The 20,422-nt window shown below is 68.3% G+C and carries 15 protein-coding genes and 3 tRNA genes; 8 read left to right on the forward strand and 10 right to left on the reverse strand.

The features are described from left to right. Window positions 1–13 precede the first annotated feature (13 nt). Complete coding sequence (gene nadB / locus BDD16_RS20685; protein ID WP_179635668.1) at window positions 14–1,666, reverse strand: L-aspartate oxidase; 1,653 nt, start codon at window positions 1,664–1,666, stop codon at window positions 14–16. A gap of 117 nt (window positions 1,667–1,783) precedes the next feature. Between nadB and BDD16_RS20690 the strand changes: the two genes are divergently transcribed. Further along, window positions 1,784–2,971, forward strand: coding sequence for a hypothetical protein (locus BDD16_RS20690; protein ID WP_179635669.1), 1,188 nt, complete (start codon window positions 1,784–1,786; stop codon window positions 2,969–2,971). Between the two features lie 25 nt (window positions 2,972–2,996). On the opposite strand, the gene clpB is transcribed toward BDD16_RS20690, so the two are convergent. Then, a complete protein-coding gene (gene clpB / locus BDD16_RS20695) occupies window positions 2,997–5,600 on the reverse strand; it encodes an ATP-dependent chaperone ClpB (RefSeq protein ID WP_179635670.1) in 2,604 nt (867 codons plus the stop codon). A 273-nt stretch (window positions 5,601–5,873) separates the two neighbouring features. On the opposite strand from clpB, the gene BDD16_RS20700 reads away from it, so the two are divergent. From BDD16_RS20700 to BDD16_RS20715, 4 genes are all read left to right on the forward strand, one after another. Then, a complete protein-coding gene (locus BDD16_RS20700) occupies window positions 5,874–7,874 on the forward strand; it encodes a TonB-dependent receptor plug domain-containing protein (RefSeq protein WP_179635671.1) in 2,001 nt (666 codons plus the stop codon). 57 nt (window positions 7,875–7,931) lie between these two features. Then, window positions 7,932–8,444 (forward strand): YfiR family protein, encoded by a 513-nt coding sequence (locus tag BDD16_RS20705; protein ID WP_179635672.1) that lies wholly within the window; start codon window positions 7,932–7,934, stop codon window positions 8,442–8,444. A 14-nt stretch (window positions 8,445–8,458) separates the two neighbouring features. Beyond that, a complete protein-coding gene (locus tag BDD16_RS20710; RefSeq protein WP_218897892.1) occupies window positions 8,459–11,221 on the forward strand; it encodes a response regulator in 2,763 nt (920 codons plus the stop codon). An 81-nt stretch (window positions 11,222–11,302) separates the two neighbouring features. Next, a complete protein-coding gene (locus BDD16_RS20715; RefSeq protein WP_310732786.1) occupies window positions 11,303–12,196 on the forward strand; it encodes a hypothetical protein in 894 nt (297 codons plus the stop codon). A 67-nt stretch (window positions 12,197–12,263) separates the two neighbouring features. Here the strand turns inward: BDD16_RS20715 and BDD16_RS20720 are convergent. The 8 genes from BDD16_RS20720 to BDD16_RS20755 all read right to left on the reverse strand — a co-directional run bounded on the left by BDD16_RS20720 (window position 12,264) and on the right by BDD16_RS20755 (window position 17,007). Continuing rightward, window positions 12,264–12,339, reverse strand: a tRNA-Lys gene (locus tag BDD16_RS20720). A gap of 34 nt (window positions 12,340–12,373) precedes the next feature. Next, window positions 12,374–12,449 (reverse strand) — tRNA-Lys (locus tag BDD16_RS20725). Window positions 12,450–12,505: 56 nt separating this feature from the next. Beyond that, window positions 12,506–12,581, reverse strand: a tRNA-Lys gene (locus BDD16_RS20730). A gap of 92 nt (window positions 12,582–12,673) precedes the next feature. Then, window positions 12,674–13,453 (reverse strand): tRNA threonylcarbamoyladenosine dehydratase, encoded by a 780-nt coding sequence (locus BDD16_RS20735; RefSeq protein WP_179635674.1) that lies wholly within the window; start codon window positions 13,451–13,453, stop codon window positions 12,674–12,676. A 9-nt stretch (window positions 13,454–13,462) separates the two neighbouring features. Beyond that, window positions 13,463–14,302: a tol-pal system protein YbgF gene (gene ybgF, locus BDD16_RS20740; protein WP_179635675.1), complete on the reverse strand. Its 840-nt coding sequence runs from the start codon at window positions 14,300–14,302 to the stop codon at window positions 13,463–13,465. A 1-nt stretch (window position 14,303) separates the two neighbouring features. Further along, window positions 14,304–14,876, reverse strand: a complete 573-nt coding sequence (gene pal, locus BDD16_RS20745; protein WP_179635676.1) for a peptidoglycan-associated lipoprotein Pal — start codon at window positions 14,874–14,876, stop codon at window positions 14,304–14,306. Between the two features lie 74 nt (window positions 14,877–14,950). Continuing rightward, a complete protein-coding gene (gene tolB / locus BDD16_RS20750; protein WP_179636281.1) occupies window positions 14,951–16,231 on the reverse strand; it encodes a Tol-Pal system beta propeller repeat protein TolB in 1,281 nt (426 codons plus the stop codon). After that, on the reverse strand, window positions 16,231–17,007 hold the full coding sequence (locus BDD16_RS20755; protein WP_179635677.1) for a glycosyltransferase family 2 protein: 777 nt from the start codon (window positions 17,005–17,007) through the stop codon (window positions 16,231–16,233). The genes tolB and BDD16_RS20755 overlap by 1 nt, the downstream gene beginning before the upstream one ends. 146 nt (window positions 17,008–17,153) lie before the next feature. Here BDD16_RS20755 and msbA point away from each other — a divergent pair, with 146 nt between their 5' ends. The 3 genes from msbA to BDD16_RS20770 are packed head-to-tail and all read left to right on the forward strand — an operon-like array spanning window position 17,154 to window position 20,411. Next, a complete protein-coding gene (gene msbA, locus BDD16_RS20760; protein ID WP_179635678.1) occupies window positions 17,154–18,884 on the forward strand; it encodes a lipid A export permease/ATP-binding protein MsbA in 1,731 nt (576 codons plus the stop codon). A 52-nt stretch (window positions 18,885–18,936) separates the two neighbouring features. After that, a complete protein-coding gene (locus tag BDD16_RS20765) occupies window positions 18,937–19,527 on the forward strand; it encodes a peroxidase-related enzyme (RefSeq protein ID WP_179635679.1) in 591 nt (196 codons plus the stop codon). Next, the gene (locus BDD16_RS20770; RefSeq protein WP_179635680.1) at window positions 19,524–20,411 is read left to right on the forward strand and encodes a glycosyltransferase family protein; all 888 of its coding nucleotides are present in this window, start codon (window positions 19,524–19,526) and stop codon (window positions 20,409–20,411) included. The genes BDD16_RS20765 and BDD16_RS20770 overlap by 4 nt, the downstream gene beginning before the upstream one ends. Window positions 20,412–20,422 lie beyond the last annotated feature (11 nt).

The raw sequence follows: 20,422 nt of genomic DNA on the forward strand, positions 1-20,422 counted from the left end.
CAGTCCAGGCGGATCAGCCGCACAACCCCGTCGGCGGCGGTCCGCCGGCCAGCCGGCGACCGGATTTCGCCGCCACGCGCTGGCTGCGCGCCGGGCGCACCAGCACCGTGGGGAAGCTCACCGGCAGCGTGGTCGGGAAATCGCGGCTGTAGTGCAGCCCGCGGCTCTCGTGGCGCATCAGCGCCGAGCGCACGATCAGGTCGGCGCACTCCACCAGATTGCGCAGCTCCAGCAGGTCGCGGTTGACGCGGAAGTTGGCGTAGTAGTCGTCGATCTCGTCGCGCAGCATCTGAATGCGATGCAGCGCACGCTCCAGGCGCTTGGTGGTGCGCACGATGCCGACGTAGTTCCACATCAGCAGGCGCAGCTCGTCCCAGTTGTGCGAGATCACGACCTGCTCGTCGGCGTTCTCGACCTGGCTCTCGTCCCACAGCGGCAGTGGCGGGTGCTCGGACTGCGGCGCCGTCATGATGGTTTCAGCGCAGCTGCGGCCCAGCACCACACATTCCAGCAGCGAGTTGCTGGCCAGCCGGTTGGCGCCGTGCAGGCCGGTGTAGGTCGTCTCGCCCACCGCGAAGAGGCCTGGCAGATCGGTCTGGCCATGCAGGTCGGTGACCACGCCGCCGCAGGTGTAATGCGCGGCGGGCACGACCGGGATCGGCTGCAGGGCGATGTCGATGCCGAGCTTCAGGCAGCGGGCGTGGATGGTCGGGAAGTGCTCCTTCAGGAAGTCTTCGCCAAGGTGGGTCGCGTCCAGCCAGACGTGGTCCACGCCGAGACGCTTCATCTCGAAGTCGATGGCGCGGGCCACCACATCGCGCGGCGCGAGTTCGGCGCGCTCGTCGTGCGCCAGCATGAAGCGGGTGCCGTCCGGCAGACGCAGGAAGGCGCCCTCGCCGCGCAGCGCCTCGGTGATGAGGAAGCTGCGGTCCTGCGGGTGGTAGAGGCAGGTCGGGTGGAACTGGATGAACTCCATGTTGCCCACCCGGCAGCCGGCGCGCCAGGCCATCGCGATGCCATCGCCGGTGGCGGTGTCGGGGTTGCTGGTGTAGCGGTAGACCTTGCCGACGCCACCGCTGGCCAGCACGACCGCGCTGGTGGCAATGGTCTCGATGCGCTGGCTCTCGATGTCGAGCACGTAGACGCCGTAGCAGCGCGGCGCGGCGTCCAGCCGCAGGTGGCGCGGGGTGATGACGTCCACCGCCATCGCCTGCTCGCGCAGCTCGATGTTCGGGTGGCGCTTCACCTCGGCCAGCAGCGCCTGGTGGATGGCGTAGCCGGTGGCGTCGGCGGCGTGGGCGATGCGGCGCACCGCATGGCCACCCTCGCGGGTCAGGTGCAGGCCGAGCGGGCCGTCCGGGTCGGGCGAAAACGCCACCCCCTGGTCGACCAGCCAGCCCACCGCGTCCGCGCTGCGCTCGGCGATGAAGCGCGCGGTGTGTTCGTCCACCAGTCCGGCGCCCGCTTCCTGCGTGTCGCGCACATGGCTGTCGATGCTGTCGTCGCGGCCGAGCACGCCGACGATGCCGCCCTGGGCCCAGGCGGTGGCCGCCTCACCGAGTTGCCGCTTGGCCAGCACGATGACCCGCCGCTCGGCCGCGAGGTGCAGCGCCACAGTCAAGCCAGCCAGTCCGGCCCCCACGATCACGACAGGCAAAGTTTCCATTTCAGGTTCCGAGAGCGGAGAGGTAGAGGACACGGTAGACGACATGCCAGCGCACGATGTGAAATCAAGACGCGGATGATAGGATGCCCGCGCCCTTTTCGTTCTGGAGACCACGGCATGCACCCACCCGCCGACGGATCCGACAACGCTGTCGACGCCCCACCGACCCAGATCCAGCGCAGCTTCGACGACCGGCTGGACAACGCCGTCGACATCGGCCGCCCGGTCGGCAACCACACCCGCGAGCTGTTCGTGTCCTGCGAGCCGGGCGAGGCGCTGCAGCAGCAGTTCGAATATCTGCGCCCCAGCTACATCGCGCTGCACGACATCGCCAGCCGCGGTGCACGCCGCCTGCTGCACGCCATCGCGTCCGCGGCGGGCCGGCCGGTGGAGCGCCTGAGCATCCGCCGCCAGAGCTATGGCACCGTGCTCGCCAGCATCGACTACGTGGACTGTCCGGCCAGCCGCGGCCAGCTGGTGCGGCTCTACAGCACCGACGCCGAGGCCGACACCGTGACCCGGACCGCCATCGCCCGGGTGCTCTGTGCGCAGGCGACGATGGCCGTCATCCTGATCGGCGACGTGCCACCGCACGCGCTGAGCGACGCCCTCCAGCCCTTGCGCGACGCGATGTTCCGGCCCGACTGGCAGTGCGCCCACCTGCAGTTCATGCCGCTGGCCGCCACCAGCCACGCGGCACTGGCCGGACTCGTTGCCGCACTCGGACCGGGCAGCGGCGTGGCCTGCCAGATCGCGCCGCGGGTCAGTCGCCCGGCCGAGGCCTGGAACTTCCTGAGCGAGTCGTGGAACCGGGTACAGACCGCCCTGCACCCGGACGGCAGCGGGCCGCTGCTGAGCGTGCTGGCCAGCGGCCGGGACACGATGCAGGCCATGCCCGATCTGGCCACCACGCCAGCCACGCTCGCGTCCAGGACGCAGCCGATCGAGCGCTTCGTGCTGGAGGCCCATGCGCTGCCGGGGGTGCAGAGTGCGTGCGTGTTCGATGTCGCCACCAGCCGCGTGATCGCCCACGCTGGCGCGGCCTTCCAGCCCAGCGACCTGGCACGCCGCGGCTCGCTGCTGCTGGCCGCCGGCACCAGCACCCGCAGACAGCTGCACCTCGTCGGGCAAGCCGACGAGGTGCTGGTCATGGGAGGCAACGAGGCGCTTGGCGTGCGGACACTGCAGTCCCAGCCGGGGCTGGCGCTGCACCTGGTCTACGGCCCGTCCCTGACGAGCTGGACCCAGTTGCGCCCGCGTCTGATGGCGATGGATGCCGCATTGCCGCGGGCGCCGGTGCTCTGAACACCAGGCCCGCGGCACCGGTGCTTCAGTGCACCGTGCGGCCGAAGGTGAACTCGCCGTCCACATTGATCCCGACCGGAATCACGTCGCGCGGCGCGAAGCGCCCTTCCAGGATCAGCCGCGCCACCGGGTTCTCGATGCGCTGCTGGATCGCCCGCTTGAGCGGCCGCGCCCCGAACACCGGGTCGAAGCCGACCTTGGCGATTTCCTTCAGCGCCTCGGGCGTGACCTCCAGCACCATCTCCATCTTCGCCAGCCGCCCTTCCAGCCCCTTGAGCTGGATCGCAGCGATCGACTCGATGTTCTTCAGGTCCAGCGCGTGGAACACGACGGTCTCGTCGATGCGGTTCAGGAACTCGGGCCGGAAATGCGCCTTCACCTCGCCCCAGACCGCCTCGCGGATGTCCTCGGTCGGCTGGCCGGCCATGGCCATGATCAGGTGCGAGCCGAGGTTGCTGGTCATCACGATCACGGTGTTCTTGAAGTCGATCGTGCGGCCCTGCCCGTCCGTCAGCCGGCCATCGTCCAGCACCTGCAGCAGCACGTTGAACACGTCCGGGTGCGCCTTCTCCACCTCGTCGAGCAACACGACGCTGTAGGGCTTGCGCCGCACGGCTTCGGTCAGCGTGCCACCCTCGTCATAGCCGACGTAGCCCGGAGGCGCGCCGATCAGCCGCGACACCGAGTGCTTCTCCATGAACTCGCTCATGTCGATGCGGATCATGTGGTCCTCGCTGTCGAACAGGAAGCCGGCCAAAGCCTTGCACAGCTCGGTCTTGCCCACGCCGGTGGGGCCGAGGAACAGGAACGAGCCCAGCGGCCGGTTCGGATCGGACAAGCCGGCGCGTGAACGGCGGATCGCGTTCGACACGGCGACGATGGCTTCTTCCTGGCCGACCACGCGCTGGTGCAGCTTGTTTTCCATCTGCAGCAGCTTGTCGCGCTCGCCCTGCATCAGCTTGGACACCGGGATGCCCGTGGCGCGGCTGACCACCTCGGCGATTTCCTCCGCGCCGACCATCGTGCGCAGCAGTTGCGGGCCGCCCTTGCCGTCCTTGCCGGCGCGGGTCTTGGATTCCTCCTTGGCCTGCGCTTCGTTCAGGCGCTTCTCCAGTTCGGGCAGCTTGCCGTACTGCAGCTCGGCCACGCGGTTGAAATCGCCCTTGCGCTTCCATTCCTCGATCTGGAACTTGATGCGGTCGATCTCTTCCTTGACGTGGGCCGATCCTTGCGCCGTCGCCTTCTCGGCCTTCCAGATCTCTTCCAGATCGGCGTACTCGCGCTCCAGCTTGCCGATCTCTTCCTCGATCAGGCCCATGCGCTTGATCGAGGCTTCGTCCTTCTCCTTGCGCACCGCCTCGCGCTCGATCTTGAGCTGGATGATGCGACGGTCGAGCTTGTCCATCACCTCCGGCTTGGAGTCGATCTCGATCTTGATCTTGGCCGCCGCCTCGTCGATCAGGTCGATGGCCTTGTCGGGCAGGAAGCGGTCGGTGATGTAGCGGTGCGAGAGTTCGGCCGCGGCGACGATGGCCGGGTCGGTGATCTCGACGCCGTGGTGAACCTCGTACTTCTCCTGCAAGCCGCGCAGGATGGCGATCGTCGCTTCCACGGTGGGCTCGGCGACGAGCACCTTCTGGAAGCGGCGTTCCAGCGCGGCGTCCTTCTCGACGTACTTGCGGTATTCATCGAGCGTGGTCGCGCCGATGCAGTGCAGCTCGCCGCGGGCCAGCGCCGGCTTGAGCATGTTGCCCGCGTCCATCGCGCCCTCGGCCTTGCCCGCACCGACCATGGTGTGCAGCTCGTCGATGAAGAGAATGATGCGGCCCTCGTCCTGCGCCACTTCCTTCAGCACCGACTTCAGCCGCTCCTCGAACTCGCCGCGGTACTTGGCCCCGGCCAGCAGACCGGCCATGTCGAGCACCAGCACGCGCTTGTTCTTCAGCGACTCGGGCACCTCGCCGTTGACGATGCGCTGCGCCAGTCCTTCGACGATGGCGGTCTTGCCGACGCCGGGCTCGCCGATCAGCACCGGGTTGTTCTTGGTGCGCCGCTGCAGCACCTGGATGGCACGGCGGATCTCGTCGTCACGGCCGATCACCGGGTCGAGCTTGCCGGCGCGGGCGCGCTCGGTGAGGTCCATCGTGTACTTCTTCAGAGCCTCGCGCTGGCCTTCGGCGTCGGCCGAGTCCACCGGCTGGCCACCGCGCACGGCGTCCACGGCGGTTTCCAGCGCCTTGCGGGTCAGGCCGCAGGTGCGCACCGCCTGGGCGAAGTCGGTCTTCGACTCGGCCAGCGCCAGCAGCACCATTTCAGTGGCGATGTACTGGTCGCCGCGCTTGGTCGACTCCTTCTCGGCCGCCTGCAGCAGGGCCATCAGGTCGCGGCCGGGTTGCACTTGGGCGCCCGTCACCGACGCGATGCGGGCCAGGGCAGCGTCGATCGCCTCGTCGAGCGCACGCAGGCTCACGCCCGCGCGCTGCAGCAGCGAGCGCGGACCGTCCTCCTGCTGCAGCAGCGCCTTGAGCAGGTGGACGGGTTCGATGTAGGGGTGGTCCGCCGCGAGGGCCAGGCTCTGGGCGTCGCCGAGCGCCTGTTGCAGCAGGGTGGTGAGTTTGTCGAGTCGCATGGGGTGTTCCTCCGGTTGAAAGGGATCTGGGGCAGTACAGACCAGATTTCAAGATCCAGAACCAGACAGACCATTGATGAGGATCAGTCTGGCGGCTCGGCGCGCAGACAGCGGATCTGGGAGGTCAAGCGCAAGCTGATCGGCCGAGTGCGCCAGTCGGTTCGTCCCCAAGATGGTGGCGACTGGGTCGAATCTGACCGGCTGGGAGTTTTCGCTGTGCACCAAACCACCTGTTCCACCCTTGCGCTTCCTTGCAAATGCCTGAACGCTGTCATGGTCGGGGTCATGGCCCTGGCCGGCACGCAGGCCCGGGCAGCGCAGGAACTGGAGGTCGCCTCGATGTCCATCGAGGACCTCATGAACGTCGAGGTCACCACCGTGTCCCGCAAGTCGCAGCGGCTGACCGACACGGCCGCCGCCGCCTTCGTGGTCACGGCCGATGACATCCAGCGCTCGGGATCGACGTCGATCCCCGAAGCGCTGCGCATGGTGCCGGGGCTGGAAGTGGCCCGGGCCAGCGGCAGCCGCTGGGCGGTGACCGCACGCGGCTTCAACGGCCGCTTCGCCAACAAGCTGCTGGTGCTGATCGATGGCCGCAGCGCCTACTCGCCCTTCTTCTCCGGCGTGTTCTGGGAAGCCGAGGATGTGCTGCTGGAGGATGTGGACCGCATCGAGGTGATCCGCGGCCCGGGTGCCACCATGTGGGGCGCCAATGCCGTGAACGGCGTGATCAACATCCTGACCCGCAACGCCAGGCGCACACAGGGCGGGCTGGCGACCGCCCTGGTGGGCAACGAGGGACAGCGCACCGGCGCCGTGCGCTGGGGCGCGCAGGTCGACGAGGACACCCACTACCGCCTCTGGGCCAAGTCCGTCCGGCGCGACAGCGTGCAGGCCAGCGACGGCACGCCGGGCGCGGACGATGTCGATGCCGTGCGCGCCGGCTTCCGGCTGGACCGCGATCTCTCGGGCACCGCCCGCGTGATGGCCACCGCGAACGTGTTCGACACGAAGAGCGGCGAGGTGCTGCTGCTGCCCCAGCTCACCCCGCCCTACGCCGCACGGACCCCGACCATGCAGAAGAACCAGGGCGTGAACGTCCTGGGCAAGATCGACTGGACGCTGGACAACGGCTCGCAAGCCACGCTGCAGGTCGGTCTGGAGCACGGCCGCATCGCCATGGAAGGTGTCCACGCCGAAGACCGCACCACGCTGGACGTCGACTTCCAGAACCGCTTCGCGCTGACGTCCCGCCAGGACATGGTCTGGGGCCTGGGTTACCGGCGCAGCGCAGACACCATCCACACCCCGCCCGCCTCGCTCGCCACCTTCCTGCCCGCCGAGCAAACGCAGACCTTGTTCAGCGCCTTTGTCCACGACGAGTTCACCGTGCTCCCGGACCGCTGGCGCATCGCCGCTGGCAGCAAGTTCGAGCACAACAGCTACACCGGCTTCGAGGTCCAGCCGAATCTGCGCTCCTCGTGGAACCTGAACCCGACCGATTCGGTGTGGGCAGCAGTCTCCCGCGCGGTGCGCACGCCCGCCCGGGTGGAGCGCGGCGCGACCATCGACGCCGCCGTCCTCCCGGCCGACCCGGCCGGCGGCAATCCCCTGCCGACGCTGCTGCGCATCGGCGGCAGCCCCTCGTTCTCCTCGGAGTCGGTGCTGAGCTACGAGGTGGGCTACCGGGCGCAGTTCGGCTCGAACCTGCTGCTCGACGTGGCCGCCTTCCACAACCGCTACCGGAACCTGCGCGCCGCGCAGACCCAGGGCGCCACCCCGGTCCTGACCAGCCTGTCGCCCTACCTGCTGGTGTCCGGCGCGATCGGCAATGGCCTGGAAGCGCAGGAAAACGGCCTGGAAGCTGCCGTCGACTGGCATGCGGCGCCCTCGCTGCGCGTGCAGACGGCCTACACCCTGCTGCAGGTCAGCGCCGAGTCCAGTGGCGACCCGCTCCATGACGCCGACGTGCGCACCGCCAGAGGCGGCGTGCCCCGCCACCAGCTGTCGCTGCGCGCATCCTTCGATCTGGGCAAGCAACAGCAACTCGATGGCTGGCTGCGCCGCGTGGGGCGGCTGGAGTCCATGAACATCGGCGCGTTCACCACGCTCGACCTGCGCTGGGCCTGGCGCGTGACCCCGCAGTTCGAAGCCTCGGTGACCGGCCAGAACCTGCTCCAGGCGCAGCACGTGGAGTACACCGGCGACCAGCTGCCCACGATGCAGATGCGCATTCCCCGCTCCATCGCGGTCAAGGGCCGCTGGCAGTTCTGACCTGACGGCAGCGAAAGCATCGACATGCGCAGTCTCGCTCTGGGGCGAGGTGCTCTGGTGACCCTGCTGACCGGGTTCGTCTGCACCGCGCTGGCACAGGGCCCGGCGACCACGGAAGCGGCGGTCAAGGCCGGTTTTGTCTTCAACTTCGGCAAGTTCACGGAGTGGCCGGCTGGCGCCTTGCCGGCCGGCCAGATCCAGCTCTGTCTGGTCGGACAGGATCCCCAGACAGTGGTGGGCACCGCCATCGAGGGGCGCACCTTGCAGGGCCGCGTGATGAACGTGAAACGCAACCCGCGCGCCGAGGAGCTGAAGTCCTGCCAGATCGTGTACGTGACCGATCCGGACGAGCGCCGCCAGAGCGAGGTGCTGCGTGCCGTGCGCAACCAGCCCGTGCTGACCATCGGCGATGTGGACGGATTCGCCGAAATGGGCGGGATGATCGGCCTCGGCGCAACCGGCGGGCGGGTCACGTTCGAAATCAACAACGAGGCGGCCCAGGCCGCCGCACTGAAGTTCAGCTCGCAGCTGCTGCGGCTGGCCACCACCGTTCGAGGGCGTACACCATGAGTGCAATCCAGTCCATGTCGATCGGGCGACGCCTGGGGCTGCTGATGGCCGCCAGCACCGGCGTGGCCCTGCTGCTGTCCTATGCAGCCTCGGCGTACAGCCAGATCGACCAGTACCAGCGCGACACCCGCGCCCAGCTGAGCACCCTGGCCGACATCACGGCGAGCAACAGCGCAGCGGCGCTGGCCTTCGGCGACACGAAGGCGGCCAACGAGACCCTGTCGGCGCTGCGCGTGAAAGCCAACATCACCGACGCGCAGATCATGGCCGGCAATGGCCAGGTCCTGGCCCGCTACACGCGCGCAGAAGCGCCAGACCAGACCTCCGGCCTCATCAACACGCTGGGGCTGAACCGGACCGTCACGCTGCAGCGCCCCATCACGACGGATGCAGAGGCGATCGGCCAGGTGGTGATCCACGCCGATCTCACCGAGATGTGGGCGGCCATCGCGCGCCAGCTGGCGCAGACGGCCGGCATCTCGCTGCTGGCCTTCGGCGCCTCGCTGGTCGTGGCCCGCTGGGCCCGACGGGACGTGGTCGCCCCGATCGAGCATCTGGCCGCCACCACGCACCGCATCACGCGCGAACAGGACTACACCGTGCGCGTGGACGGTGGACGGCAGGACGAGATCGGCACGCTGATCCACGGCTTCAACGAGATGCTGGACCAGATCCGGCAGCGCGAACTGGCGCTGTCCGCACACCGCGACCACCTGGAGCAGGAAGTGGATGCCCGCACGGTCGAGCTGCGCCACGCGAAGGAAGCCGCCGAGGCCGCGAGCCAGGCCAAGTCGCAGTTCCTGGCCAACATGAGCCACGAGATCCGCACGCCGATGAACGGCGTGCTGGGCATGATCGAGCTGCTGCTGGAGAGTGGCGTCAACCCGACCCAGCAGCGTCTGGCCCAGACGGCCCAGCAGTCCGGCGAATCGCTGCTCGGCATCATCAACGACATCCTGGACTTCTCGAAGATCGAGGCCGGCCGGATGGAGCTGGAGATCCTGCCCTTCAATCTGCGCGCGATGGTCGAGGAAGTGGCCACGCTGCTGGCCGAGCGTGCCCACCGCAAGGGCCTGGAGCTGGCCTGCGGGGTGGAGCCGTCGCTGCCGCTGGCCTTCAAGGGCGACGCGGGCCGCATCCGGCAGATCCTGACCAATCTCGTGGCCAACGCGATCAAGTTCACCCACGAGGGCGAGGTGGTCATCGAGGTGCTGGGCGTGCACAGCGGCGCGGACCGGACCCACCTGCGCTTCGAGGTGCGCGACACCGGCATCGGCATCGGTGCCACGCAGCAGGAGCGCCTGTTCCAGTCCTTCACGCAGGCCGACGGCTCGATGGCGCGCCAGTACGGCGGCACCGGCCTGGGTCTGGCGATTTCCCGGCAGCTCACCGACCTGATGGACGGCCGCATCGGCATGGTCAGCCGCGAAGGCCAGGGCTCGACCTTCTGGTTCGAGCTGCCGCTGGAGGACACACCGTCGGTGGCACTGCCCCCCCACCCGGACGTGCTCGGCCGCAAGGTCCTGATCGTCGAGGACAACCCGACGAACCGCACTCTGCTGGAGCACCAGGTCGAATCCATGGGCCTGCGCCGCGCGAGTGCGGGCGATGCCCTGCAGGCGCTGATGCTGCTGCGCGACGCACAGGCGCATGACGCGCCCTACGATCTGGCCCTGATCGACATGAAGATGCCCGGCCTCAGCGGGCTGGAGCTGGCCCGCGTGGTGCGTGGCGATCCGGAGCTGAAGGCCCTGCCCATGGTGATGCTCACCTCGCTGACCTCGTCCAACGAGGCGCAGGCGGCCAAGGATGCGGGCTTCCACACGACCCTCGACAAGCCGGTGCGACAGACCGATCTGCTGGCGGCGATCCGATCGGCGCTGGCGTCCGAAACCCGACCGGACCAGACCGCGGCGGGTCCCGGGACCGCCCCGGCGCCGGGTGCCGCCACCGGACCGCTGGACGCACACGTGCTGCTCGCGGAAGACAACCCCATCAACCAGCAGGTCGCCATCGCCATGCTGCAGAAGATGGGCTGCACCGTGACGCTGGCACACAACGGTCGGGAAGCCGTCGAGCGGGTGCGGACCGAACGGTTCGACGTGGTCCTGATGGACTGCCAGATGCCGGAAATCGATGGCTTCGAGGCCACCCGCCGCATCCGCGACTGGGAAGGCACGGCCACCCCCCCGACCCCGATCATCGCGCTGACGGCCAACGCCCTGCACGGTGACCGGGAACGCTGCCTGGACGCGGGCATGTCCGATTACCTGAGCAAGCCCTTCTCGGGAGCCAGCCTGCGGGCGATGCTGCAGCGCTGGCTGGCCAGCGCATCGGCAGCCTCTCCCCAGCTCCCGCATGGCGCGCCGACTCCGGCCGCAGCAGTGCATCGGGAAACCGGCATCCCGACCTTCGACAGCCAGGTCCTCGAAGAAGTCCGCGCCCTCGACACCGACGGCAGCCTGGTCCGCCGTCTGCTGGAACTCTTCTACGACGACGGCAACCAGCTGATGCAGGCCATGTGCCACGCACACGCCCAGGGCGACGTGCAAGGCCTGATTTTCTCGGCGCACAAGCTGGCCTCCAGCGGCGCCACGGTCGGTGCGCGGCGCTTCTCGATGCAGACCCGTGCGGTCGAGAATGCCTCCCGGACCAGCGGGCAACTGTGCGACACCCCGACCCTCCAGCGCCTGATGGAAGAATTCGAGCTGGCCACCAGCGAGATCGCCCGCGATACCGGCATCGAGCGGCCACGGCAGGCACAAGCGTCCGCATGAGTCAGCAACGGGTCGGATACCCGCACTGCCGGGCTGCCCGCATACTCGGACTTTCGGCCTGGGGAGGTGGAGGTGGAGGTGGTGTCTGCGGGAAAACGGCTCATCCGGGCCATCGGATTGGCGATGGTCTTCAGCACGGTCGGCGTGGACGCTGCCCAGGCGCAAGACACGGCCGCCCTGCGCAGCATGCATTCCAGCCTGCGCGCACGGCTGGCGTCGAGCCCGTTCCAGCGGCCGCTGGTACTGGAGTCCAGCCTTTCCTCGGGCGACCTGAAGGGCGAGGTCTACGCTGTCATCGACCAGCCGTTCGACGTCGTGGCCTCCGCGCTGCGGAGCGCAGGGGCGTGGTGCGACCTGCTGATCCTCCACCTGAACGTGAAGCACTGCGGCGCAGCCGGGGAGCCACCAGGCCAGACCCTGGGCCTGGCCGTGGGGCGCAAGTTCGACCAGCCGCTGAGCGAGGCCTACGTGGTCCGGTTCGCCTACCGTGTCCCTGTCACCAGCAGCGACTACCTCCGAGTCCAGATGACAGCGGCCTCCGGACCGCTGGGCACCAGCGACTACCGTCTTGCACTGGAAGCGATTCCGCTGGACGCGAAGCACGCCTTCCTCCACATGTCGTACGCTTATTCGTATGGCACGGCCGCGCTGGTGGCGATGGAGATCTACCTCGCGTCCGCTGGCCGTGACAAGGTCGGCTTCAGCGTCACCGGCCAGGGCAGCGATGGTCGGCCGGTCCACATCCATGGGGTGCGCGGTGTGGTGGAGCGCAACACCATGCGCTACTTTCTCGCGATCGAGAGTTACCTCGGCAGCCTGTCAGCGCTCCCCGACGAGCGGGAAGAGAAGCGCCTGCGCGACTGGTTCACCGCCACCGAGCGGCATGCGGAGCAGCTCCACGAGATGGACCGCGGCAAGTATCTCGCCATGAAGCGGCTCGAACTGCAGCGCCAGCACGCAGGCACCCAGCGCTGAGCAAAATCGCTGCGCCAATGCAAAAGGGACTTGGCATGCGCCAAGTCCCTTTGTTGACCAGAGAATCTGGTGGGCCCTGAGTGACTCGAACACTCGACCTACGGATTAAGAGTCCGCTGCTCTACCAACTGAGCTAAGAGCCCGCAATTTGAAATGCGGTGGTGTGACAGTATCTGGTGGTGGGTCCTGAGTGACTCGAACACTCGACCTACGGATTAAGAGTCCGCTGCTCTACCAACTGAGCTAAGAACCCCACTTGCTTAACGCTTATTGCGTCAAGACCGATACTATAACACACTTTTTGGCGCTTGGTGGGTCGTGCGGGACTCGAACCTGCGACCTACGGATTAAAAGTCCGCTGCTCTACCAACTGAGCTAACGACCCGCCGCCCCGTCCTCTTGCATTGCTTCTTCGTTACCGATTCCGCACTGCTTGAAGCCGAGCCATAGATTCTAAACCAATACCCACCAGTCTCGTCAAGACCCCCGGACGAGTTCCATCGCCTGTGCAGCGGCGGCCATGCCGAAACTGGCCGTGACCATCACGCTGGATCCATAGCCGTGGCAATTCAGGCTGCCGTCGACCGCACAGGCATCCTCCTGCGGCGGCAGACGAACCTCCTCCCGCGAAAATACGCAGCGCACGCCCATGCGCCCCGTGCGCGGGGCACCGTCCTTGCGCAATTGCTGGCGCAGCCGCGCCAGCAAGGGATCGTGGGTGACCTCGGCAAGATCAGCCACCTCGATGCGTTCCGGCTTCGACTTGCCACCCGCAGCCCCGGCCATGACCAGCGCCCGCCCCGTCGCGATCGACCAGCGGGCCATCGCGAACTTGGCGGCATTCTGGTCGCAGGCATCGATCACGACATCCACCTCGATCGGCAGCAGCGCCGGCCAGTTCGCGGGCTCGACAAACTCTTCCACCGCGTGCACGACGCAGCCGGGATGGATGTCCGCCACCCGCTCGCGCAAGGCCAGCACCTTGGCAGCCCCCACGGTGGCCCCCACCGCCTGGACCTGGCGGTTGATGTTGGATTCGGCCACATGGTCCAGATCGATCAGCACCAGCGCTGCGACCCCGCAACGCGCCAGCGCCTCCACCGCCCAGGAGCCCACGCCGCCCACACCCACCACCACCACCCGCGCCGCGCGCACCCGGCGGTAGCCCTCGTCACCCCACAGGCGCCGCAGGCCGCCGAAGCGGCGCTCCAGATCGGCGTCCAGCGCCGGCAGTTCCAGCTCGATCGTCGTCGTCATGCAGGACGTTCACTTGATCTGCTTGATGCGTTCCCGCCCGGCCTGTGCGGCCTCGGACTGCGGGTAGTTCGCGATCAGCTCTTCCAGCGTCTTGCGCGCACCCTTCTGGTCCTTGAGCTCGATCTGGCAGTTGGCCAGCGCCAGCAGGGCTTCGGAGGCCCGCGGGTGGTCCGGCGTCGTGGAGACCAGGGTCCGGAAGATGTTCATGGCTTCCTTGACCTCGCCCTTGCCGTAGAGCGCATTGCCCAGCCAGTACTGGACATGGCCGGTGTAGGCGCTCGACGGGAACCGCTTCTGGAACGCAGCCAGCGCCGTCGCCGCATTGGCGAACTCGCCCTTGCGCAGGATGCCGATGGCCTCGTCATAGGCCTTCTTCTCCGGCGCCTCGACGACGGCATCCTTGCCATCGAGCGAGACCCGCTGCGGCTCCAGCCGGCGCATGCGGTCGTCGAGCGCAACCACCGTGTCCTTGTACTTGCGTTGCAGGTCGGCCAGTTCACGGGCCAGGTCCTTGTTGGCCTGCGCCAGCGTTTCGTCCGCGCCACGCAGCTTGGCGATCTCCGTGCGCAGGGTCTCCATCTGCGCGTTGAGATCGAGCAGGCTGCGCTTGAGCACACCGAGCTGCTCGGCCTGGTCCGCAAGCTGTGCGGCCAGGGCCTTGCGTTCGCTGGTCTCGAGCTCCGCCTGCCGCTGCGACTGCTCGAACCGGGTGCGCAGATCGACGACGGCCTTGCGGGCCTCCTCGTCATCGAACAGCCCGGCGCTGGCCGTGACCGGCCAGAGCGCGGACAGGGCCAGCACGGCGGCAGCGGCCAGTGCAGACAGCGTCAGGGGCGGAGCGCGGCGCATCTCAGCGGTCCTTCAGCTCAGCACGGCGGTTCTTGGCCCATGCCGCTTCGTTGCTGCCTGCGACCGCCGGCTTTTCCTTGCCGAAGCTCACGGCTTCCAGCTGCGCATCCGACACGCCCAGCAGCGTCAGCGATTTCAGCACCGCCTCGGCACGGCGCTGGCCCAGCGCGAGGTTGTATTCATGGCCCCCGCGCTCGTCGGTGTGCCCCTCGATCAGGACACGGCGCTTGCGGTCGGCACTCAGGCGCCGCGCGTTGCTCTCCACCACGCTGCGGTACTCGTCCTTGACCACGTAGCTGTCGAAATCGAAGTACACGACACGGCCGCCTGCGTTCGCGGCCGCATCGTTGCGGGTGACGTCAACCGGCGTGACGGTGGACTGTGCGGCCTGGCCGGTGGTGGCGCCGGCATTGGCGTTCGGCGCGACCGTGGGGGCGGTGCCAGCGCCGGCCAGGCGGTTTTCGACGGGCGCCGGCGGCTCGACGCGGGTATTCGACGCACAGCCGGTCAGGACCAGCACGGCGGCACCGAAGGACGCCAGCCACGTGGTGCGGCTGTTGAGGAATGGGCTCATGAATACGCTCCAGAAAGGTGGGATCGAACAGAAAGACAAAAGACAGGACGCCAGACGACTCCCGGCACCAGCGGTCAGCGGCTGTAAGGCCCCCAGACCGGCTCTCTCACATCCGCCTGGGGCGGACTGAGACGGGCCTTGATGAGTCCGTCCAGCGTGGTGGTCATCAGCAGATCACGTCCGCCAGCGCGGCTGGCGTAGATGATGAGCCGACTGTTGGGTGCGAAGCTCGGGCTTTCGTCGTCGTTGGTGTCCGTGAGTGCGGTGACAGTTCCCGAATTGAGGTCCATCAGTTGCAGGCGGAACTGGTTGCCACCGTTGCGGCTGATGTAGGCCATGTAGCGGCCATCGGGACTGAGGGCGGGGCTGATGTTGTAGTTGCCGCTGAAGGTGACCCGTTCGGCGTTGCCGCCGGACGCACCCATGCGGTAGACCTGCGGGCCGCCGCCGCGGTCGCTGACAAAGTAGATCGACCTGCCGTCGGACGACCAGGCCGCCTCGGTGTCGATGCCCGGCGCGGTGGTGAGTCGGCGCAGGTTGTCGCCCTGCCGGCCCATCGCGTAGATCTCGGAGTTGCCGTCCTTGGTGAGCGTCACGGCCAGCTGGGAGCCATCCGGCGAGAACGCTGGCGCGCTGTTCGAGCCACGGAATTCCGCGACAGCGCGCCGGCGACCATTGAGCACATCCTGCACGTACACCACCGGCTTGCCGGTCTCGAACGAGACGTAGGCCAGTTCGTTCCCCTCCGGCGACCAGGCGGGCGAGATGATCGGCTGCGCGCTGCCCAGGGCGGAGCGGGAACCTTCACCGTCCGCATCGGCCACGAACAGCGTGTAGCGACCGGCCCCCTTGGAGACGTAGGCGATGCGGGTCGAGAAGATGCCGCGCTCGCCGGTGAGCTTCTGGTAGATGTCGTCGGCGATGCGGTGGGCCGCCAGACGCAGATCGTCCTTCGGCACGGCCAGCGACTGCGCGATCAGCTCGGTGCCCTTGACCACGTCCCACAGCCGGTAGCGCAGGTCGTAGCGGCCGTCCGCCAGCCGGGTGACCGTGCCGGCGGCCAGCGCATCGGCATTGCGGCTGCGCCATTCGGCGAAGACCGGGCGCGCGTTCTCGTCGAGGTTGTCGGGCGCGGACACCAGTTTGAACAGGCCGCTGCGCTCCAGATCGGCCCGCACGATCTGCGACACCGGGTGCAGCGCCTTGTCCTCGTCCCGGAAGCGCGCGATGGCGACGGGCACCTGCGCCGCACCGATGCCGGAGATCTCGACCCGGAACTGCGCCGCCGCCGGAAAGGCCGTCGCCAGAACCGCACAGCCACCCAAGCCACGTTGCAGGAACAGGCGCCGGTCCATCAACTTGTCGAATCGTCGCATTCAAGCCACATTTTCAGGTAACGGTAGTAAGAAGTCTCGGCATTGTGGACCGCGAGTATGAACCCCATGCGTCCGTCGAGAAATCCTCGTTTCAGAACGTAGGTCCGCACGAAGGCCCAGAAGCCGTGCCCGAGGGCGCTGCCGAGACCACCGCGGCGACCGCGGGCGTGGAGGTCGGCGGCGCGTCCGCTGGAGTAGCGGTTCATCTTGTCGTTGGCGACCGTCAGCGTCGGCATGCTCTCGTGGAGCAGGTGTCCCGGCAGCGGCCGCGTCGGCAGGTCACACAGGAGCCGCTCGTGCACGAGGTCGTCGCTGAAGCGCGCCGTGCCGCGCGGAAACAGCCGCAGCACCGGATCCGGAGACCAGCCGCTGTGGCGCATCCACTGCCCGCAGAACGAGGACAGCCGCGACAGCGTGTAGCTGCAGCCCGGCGCGCCCGGCGCCTCGACCACGGCCCGCACCTGCGCTGCCAGCGTGTCGTCCAGCCATTCGTCGGCGTCCAGACTCAGCACCCAGTCGCCACGGGCCAGCGCCAGCGCGCGGTTCTTCTGCGCGCCGAATCCGGGCCAGTCGGTCGTGCGGGTCACCCGGGCGCCCAGCGCTTCGGCCAGTTCAGGCGTGCCGTCGGTGCTGCCACTGTCCACGACGATGCACTCGTCGGCGAACGACACCGACTCCAGGCAGCGCCGCAGCCGCAGCGCTTCGTTGCGTGTGATGACGATCACTGACAAGCGCGGCGCAATCGTCAGAGGCATGTCAAGTTCAGGGCAGACAGGAGCAGTGGGCGCACAGGGACGGTCGGAACGGTCGGGACCCGGGGATTGTAGGCAACAACCCGCCTGCGCTGATAATCGCGCCTCCGCGGCGACCCCGCTCTTCAGAATCGCCTTCGCCCGCTCCGATGAAAGCCCTGCTCCAGCGCCTGCGCCGCATCTGGCCGTATTTCTCCCCGAGCCGCATGGGCTTCATCGTCTCCGCGGTCTGCACCGTGATCGTCGCCGCCACCGAGCCGATGGTGCCCAGCCTGATGCAGCACCTGCTGGATGCCGGCTTCAAGCAGGGGGCCGCCGGCATCCCGCTGTGGCAGGTGCCCGTGGCGATCATCGGCCTGTTCGCGGTCCGCGGGGCTGCGGGCTACGTCGGCCAGTACACCCTCGCCTGGGTCGCCTACCGCGGCACGCAGGCCATGCGCGAGGCCTTGTTCCGCCGCCTGATGGACGCCCATCCGCAGCTCTACGCCACCCACTCCACCAGCACGCTGACCAACATCGTCGCGCACGAGGTGCAGTCCGGCGCGCTGCAGCTGTCCACCTCGGGCCTGACGCTGCTGCGCGACCTGCTGACGCTGGCGGCGCTGCTGGGCTACCTGCTGTGGATGAACTGGCAGCTCACGCTGTTCGTGGCGGTGCTGTTCCCGGCGGTGGCCTTCGTGATGCGCACGCTCAGCCGCCGCCTGCACCGCCTGACGCTGCAGGGCCAGCAGGCCACGGACGAACTCGCCTACACGGTGGAGGAAAACGTCCAGGCCTGGCGCGTGGTCCGCATGCACGGCGCGCAGCAGCACCAGACCGCGCGCTTCCTGTCGATGAGCGAGGACATGCGCCACATCGCAATGAAGTCGGTCGCCGCCGCAGCCACGATGACGCCGCTGACCCAGGTGCTCTCGGCCATCGCGCTGTCGGCCGTGATCGTCACCGCGCTGTGGCAGAGCGGGCAGGACGGCCAGACCGTCGGCGGCTTCGTCGGCTTCGTGATGGCGATGCTGATGCTGGTCGCACCCATCAAGCGCCTCTCGGAAGTCGCGGTGCCCATCACGCGCGGACTCGCCTCGCTGGAGCGCGGCATGACCATGATCGACGAGGCTCCCGTCGAGCGCGACGGCCCCTTCGATCCGGGCCGCGCCCTCGGCGACATCACCTTCGAGCACGTCACCGTGACCTACGGCGAGCAGAACACCCCGGCCTTGCAGGACATCGACCTGCACATCCCCGCCGGCCAGGTGGTCGCGCTGGTCGGGCCCTCGGGCGCCGGCAAGACCACGCTGATCAACCTGCTCGCCCGCTTCGTCGAGCCCACCGCCGGCACCATCTGCATCGACAACACGCCGCTGGCCGACTGGCGCGTCACCGCGCTGCGCCAGCAGTTCGCGCTGGTCAGCCAGGACGTCGTGCTGTTCAACGACAGCGTGGCCGCCAACGTGGCGCTCGGCCAGACCGTGGACCGCGTGCGGGTCGAGGCTGCGCTGCGCGCCGCCAACCTGCACGACTTCGCCGCCGCGCTGCCCGACGGCATCGACACCCGCATCGGCCACAACGGCCAGCGCCTGTCCGGCGGCCAGCGCCAGCGGCTGGCCATCGCACGGGCGATCTACAAGGACGCGCCGATCCTGATCCTCGACGAGGCCACCTCGGCGCTGGACTCGGAATCCGAGCGCCTGGTGCAGTCCGCGCTGGAGCGGCTGATGGTCGGACGCACGGCCATCGTCATCGCGCACCGGCTGTCCACCATCGAACGCGCCAACCGGGTCGTGGTGCTGGAAGGCGGGCGCATCGTCGAGCAGGGCACCCAGGCAGAACTGCTGGCGCAAGGCGGCCTGTTCGCCCGGCTGCACGCCCTTCAGTTCCAGACCTGAAATCCGCTGCTTTCAGCCCCGACAATCACGGGATCGACCGGAGACCGCTTTCATGACGACCGCACCCATCAGCCGCTACCCTGTGCCCGACCTGAACACGCTGCCCGAGGACCTGCGCACCCGCATCCTCGGCGTGCAGGAGAAGGCCGGCTTCGTGCCGAACGTGTTCCTGACGCTGGCGCACCGGCCCGACGAATGCCGCGCCTTCTTCGACTACCACGACGCGCTGATGCTGCGCCCGTCCGGGCTGACCAAGGGCGAGAAGGAGATGATCGTCGTCGCCACCTCGGGCGCGAACGGCTGCCTCTACTGCGTGGTCGCACACGGCGCCATCCTGCGCATCTATGAAAAGAACCCGCTGATCGCCGACCAGGTCGCCGTCAACCACCGCAAGGCCGACCTGACACCGCGCCAGAAGGCCATGCTCGACTTCGCGCTCAAGGTCTGCCTGGACTCGGCCGCCATCGACGAGGCCGACGTCGCCGCGCTGCACGCCCACGGCTTCAGCGACGAGGACATCTGGGACATCGGCGGCATCACGGCCTTCTTCGGCCTGTCCAACCGCATGGCCAACCTGATCGGCATGCGGCCCAACGACGAGTTCTTCCTGATGGGCCGCCAGCCCCGCCCGCCGCGCGCATGAGTTCCACCGCCCCGCGCGCCGTCATCAGCGGCTTCACCTTCCTGCGCAACGGCGTGAAGCTGGGCTTCCCGTTCGAGGCCTCGATCCGCTCGATCCTGCCGCTGGTGGACGAGTTCGTCATCGCGCTCGGGGCGGGCGAAGACGACACGGTCGCGCGCATCCACGCGCTCGCCGCCACCGAGCCGAAGCTCCGCATCCTCGACACGCTGTGGAACGAGCGCATGGCCGAGCGCGGCTTCGTCTATGCCCAGCAGAAGATGATCGCGCAGTACGCCTGCACCGGCGACTGGGCCTTCTACCTCGAAGGCGACGAGGTGCTGCACGAGGGCGAACTCGCGGCGATCCGCGCGTCGGTCGACCGCCACCACGGCAATCCTCAGGTCGAGGCGCTGGTCTTCGACTACCTGCACTTCTACGGCTCGCCGCAGTGGCTGGCCGTGAGCCCGGCCTGGTACCGGCGCGAATGCCGCTTGATCCGCAACACGATCCGCTCCTATGCGCCGGACGGCCAGTTCTGGGTCGTGATGGACAAGCACCGCCAGGGCCGCCACCCGAAAGCTGCGCTAGCCAACGCCCACATCTACCACTACGGCCACGTGCGCCGGCTCGACTACATGCAGGCCAAGATGGACCAGGTCAGCAAATACTGGTCGCACCAGCCGCCGAAGATGCGCTACTCGATCGACCCGCAGGCGCTGCGCCCCTTTGACGGCACGCACCCTGCCTGCATGGCCGACTGGCTGGCCCACGACGCCGAACCCGCGTTCACGCCCGACCCGAACCACCCGCTGACCCGCCGCGAGCGCAAGCACCGCCACGCGATGCGGCTGGAACGCTGGTTCGGCTGGGACCTGAGCCACAAGCACTACACGCTCGTGGCCTGAGCCGCGCCGCC

The organism is Sphaerotilus montanus, from assembly GCF_013410775.1.
Lineage (GTDB): Bacteria > Pseudomonadota > Gammaproteobacteria > Burkholderiales > Burkholderiaceae_C > Sphaerotilus > Sphaerotilus montanus.

Bases quoted from the DNA above. Each gene is read 5' to 3' on its own strand.
- ybgF (WP_179635675.1), bottom strand. From the start codon at position 14,302: ATGCGCCGCGCTCCGCCCCTGACGCTGTCTGCACTGGCCGCTGCCGCC.
- BDD16_RS20735 (WP_179635674.1), bottom strand. From the start codon at position 13,453: ATGACGACGACGATCGAGCTGGAACTGCCGGCGCTGGACGCCGATCTG.
- BDD16_RS20690 (WP_179635669.1), top strand. From the start codon at position 1,784: ATGCACCCACCCGCCGACGGATCCGACAACGCTGTCGACGCCCCACCG.
- tolB (WP_179636281.1), bottom strand. From the start codon at position 16,231: ATGGACCGGCGCCTGTTCCTGCAACGTGGCTTGGGTGGCTGTGCGGTT.
- pal (WP_179635676.1), bottom strand. From the start codon at position 14,876: ATGAGCCCATTCCTCAACAGCCGCACCACGTGGCTGGCGTCCTTCGGT.
- BDD16_RS20700 (WP_179635671.1), top strand. From the start codon at position 5,874: ATGGTCGGGGTCATGGCCCTGGCCGGCACGCAGGCCCGGGCAGCGCAG.
- BDD16_RS20755 (WP_179635677.1), bottom strand. From the start codon at position 17,007: ATGCCTCTGACGATTGCGCCGCGCTTGTCAGTGATCGTCATCACACGC.
- BDD16_RS20710 (WP_218897892.1), top strand. From the start codon at position 8,459: ATGTCGATCGGGCGACGCCTGGGGCTGCTGATGGCCGCCAGCACCGGC.
- nadB (WP_179635668.1), bottom strand. From the start codon at position 1,666: ATGGAAACTTTGCCTGTCGTGATCGTGGGGGCCGGACTGGCTGGCTTG.
- BDD16_RS20765 (WP_179635679.1), top strand. From the start codon at position 18,937: ATGACGACCGCACCCATCAGCCGCTACCCTGTGCCCGACCTGAACACG.
- clpB (WP_179635670.1), bottom strand. From the start codon at position 5,600: ATGCGACTCGACAAACTCACCACCCTGCTGCAACAGGCGCTCGGCGAC.
- msbA (WP_179635678.1), top strand. From the start codon at position 17,154: ATGAAAGCCCTGCTCCAGCGCCTGCGCCGCATCTGGCCGTATTTCTCC.
- BDD16_RS20770 (WP_179635680.1), top strand. From the start codon at position 19,524: ATGAGTTCCACCGCCCCGCGCGCCGTCATCAGCGGCTTCACCTTCCTG.